4 protein-coding genes are annotated in these 2,797 nt (G+C 59.9%); all 4 read left to right on the top strand.

Going from position 1 to position 2,797, the window contains the following annotated elements; all coding sequences use genetic code 11:
• The coding region (locus AVKW3434_RS24150; RefSeq protein ID WP_284407865.1) for a hypothetical protein at window positions 1-354 on the top strand (354 nt) is incomplete at its 5' end.
• Window positions 351-566, top strand: coding sequence for a hypothetical protein (locus AVKW3434_RS24145; protein WP_284407864.1), 216 nt, complete (start codon window positions 351-353; stop codon window positions 564-566). The genes AVKW3434_RS24150 and AVKW3434_RS24145, both read left to right, overlap by 4 nt.
• Before the next feature lie 837 nt (window positions 567-1,403).
• A complete protein-coding gene (locus AVKW3434_RS24140; RefSeq protein ID WP_284407863.1) occupies window positions 1,404-2,513 on the top strand; it encodes a replication initiation factor domain-containing protein in 1,110 nt (369 codons plus the stop codon).
• Window positions 2,514-2,543: 30 nt separating this feature from the next.
• A partial coding sequence (locus tag AVKW3434_RS24135) for a hypothetical protein (protein WP_284407862.1) occupies window positions 2,544-2,797 on the top strand: 254 nt, incomplete at its 3' end.

Below are 2,797 nucleotides of genomic sequence, written 5' to 3'. Positions count from 1 at the left end.
TGTGATGCGGCGAACGATTGCCACCCTCTGGTCTGTGCGGATGCATCCGCAGCCCTGGTAGCTCAGGTTGGCCGCGAGGGTGGCACCCAATGTTCCACCGGGAACGAAAAGCGCAAGGGACGCCCAGCAAAGCATGCTGATGCTGCGGCCCGTAAGGCTGCATACCGCGCCGAAAAGGCCCGGATCGATTTCACGGACAAGCCTGAGATTGTCTCCAAGCTCCGCGAAACCGCTGAATACCTCGATTGTTCTGTCAATGAGTTGCTGCAGTCCATGGTGCGTTTCGCAGAAACCAACCGCAATTGGAAGCAGGTCGGCTTGTATGGCGCGCGCAAGGATGGGGTGCTGCAATGAGTCCCGAAGCCAAGCGCGACCTTGAATACCGGTGCCGGCGTGCCATTTCGGCCCCGGTCCCGAAGTCCATCTGCGAAGGCAGTCCCCGAAGGGCTGCTGACTATAAGCAATGCGCTGCCGTGGTCGGTGCCTACTTGCGCAGTGGGGCGCAGGCGGAAAAAGCCCGCCTGCACGTCCTGCGGTTGGAAGCCATGCAGGGGTTGTTGCCGTGAGGTTGATTGCTGCCCATACCCAAGCTGGGTACGTACCGCCGCAATCTCGCCCATGCTGTCGCAATTGCGTATTTATGTCTGGTGAAGAAAACGGCCTGAATCAGGTTGTGTATTGGACGTGCCGCAAGCATGGGTTTGAGGTTCGCACTGGTGGCATTTGTGGCCACCATCCGAGTGCTGTTCATGTCCCTGCTGTTGCTTCCCCAAGATGGGGAGGTGCATCGTGAATCGCCGTGTCGATCCTCAGCGCATCGCTGAAATCCGCGCAGCGTGGGCAGCTGACCGCCTGGAGCGGCGTGATGCGTTCCGCCGCGACTGGCCCCAGTACGTGCTGGATATCGCTGCATCGTGCGGCCTGGGCATCGTCCTGGGCCTGTCCGGTGTGCTGTGGGCGCTCGATCGGTACGCCGAGTACCTGGAGTCCCCCGCCGCCCTGGCCGCCCCCCTTCCTGGAGACAAGCCGGGGACCCGTCAAAGCGCGACTAGCGCGTCGAGCGAAGCGAGCTTGACGGGGCAGGGTATGGGCAGCATGCCCATGTCAACCTGCGTGCCACCCGTGCCCGACGCCATCGTCCCGGACCTGCGCGCTCCTGCGAAAGGGGTCGTTACCCGAATGGGCCAAGACCCGCAGGGGCTTGGTGGCGCAGCCATAGAGCCCGGTCCCGCAGGGATTCGCCCTGCCTTTTCTGCTGAAGCTGCGGTGTCCTGCTGTGGTCTTCGTGGCGGTTTCGGCGTTGCGGCGACCGCAGCACGCAGGCGCAGCGCGGGCAAGGGCGCCGCACGCATCGATACCCCCCCGAGTAACACGGGGGTAAACAAAGTTTCGGGAGAGTGGGCATGACGGTATCTGATGAAAAGTTGGTTTTGGAAGGTGGTCGTTTGAAGGTGCTTTGCCAGCGTCGCCAGCTGGATGCCAAGGCTCAAAGCGGCATCGTGTTGGACTACCTGCGGTTCACGTTGAAGCGCGAATTGATCCCGGACACGAAACGGATTCCCAAGGACTCCGATGACCAGAATTTGGCCCGTTGGTACGCCCACGTTTTTGCCCAGTTGCTCGGCTACACCGTTGGCGTGGATCGCCCTGGCCGGGACTACTACGAATTCACCACGACTATCGACAATGAGAATGGCCACGAAGTGGCAAGCGTCAGTGCAGGCGGCGAAAGCCAGCGTGGAACCATCTGCTTCACCCTCAAGGGTGAGGGCTGCACCATGGCTCGTCCTGGCTGGGAAAAGCGGGTTCATGACTACTTCGATGAGATTCATCCCACGATCACGCGGGTGGATTTGGCAAAGGATTTTTTCGAAGGCGAGCTGGTGATTGATGAGGTCGTGCACCTCTATAAGCACCACGAATTCAGCTACCGCAACCGAAAGCCCAAGTACACCACCCACGGCTGCTGGAGCCTCGGTGTTGATGCTGATGGCATGCCCATGCATGGCCATTCGCGCACTTTCCAAGTGGGCAAACGCGAAAGTGGCAAGCTCGCCCGCTTCTACGAAAAGGGCCACCAGTACGCAATGATGGAAAGCCGTTGGCTGCGTGCCGAAGCCGAGTTGCGGAACGTCAATCGTGTCATCCCCTGGGAGACCCTGGTCAACGCTGCTGAGTATTTCGCCGGTGCCTACCCCGCGATGCAAATGCTCTGCAACCGCGAGACCGCCACGAAGATTTCAACGGCTACGAAGGTGGCTGAGGCCAGTGCGCAGCGCGTCGTGAACTGGGTGCAACGCGTCGTTGCTCCCACGCTCGTGCAGATTTCCAATGTCATGCCAAACGAAGATTGGCTGGTGGCCATGGTGGTCGATCAGCAGCACCGCCGGGTGCCTCGTGGCCTGCGTGGCTTGGACTCCACCACGATGGCTCACGGTATCGAGCAAGCCCTCAAAAAGTTCACGAATGCATTCAATACGAATCCCTGCGAACCGGCCGCAGCGGGTCTTTGACAACGCCGGAAACATCCAAGGAAATCCAAAATGAAGTTCACCCAAAACCTGCACGTCGTCGGCATGAAGGCCAGCAAAGGCACTCTGGAAAACGGCAATGGCTACGACTCCACGAAGGTCTATGCCTTGATCGATCTGGATGCCAGCAAGGGCACTGCCAAGGGCATGAGCGCTGCTGAATTCACCCTCGGCACGGCGGCTGAATTCGATGCGTTCAAGCATCTGCCGTTTCCTTTTTCGGCCGAAGCCGACATGGAAATGGTCACCAATGGCAAGACCATGAA

Origin of the sequence: Acidovorax sp. SUPP3434, assembly GCF_030159015.1 — a bacterium.
In the GTDB taxonomy this organism is placed as follows: domain Bacteria; phylum Pseudomonadota; class Gammaproteobacteria; order Burkholderiales; family Burkholderiaceae_C; genus Paracidovorax.
This window is presented reverse-complemented; position numbering and strand designations above follow the sequence as displayed.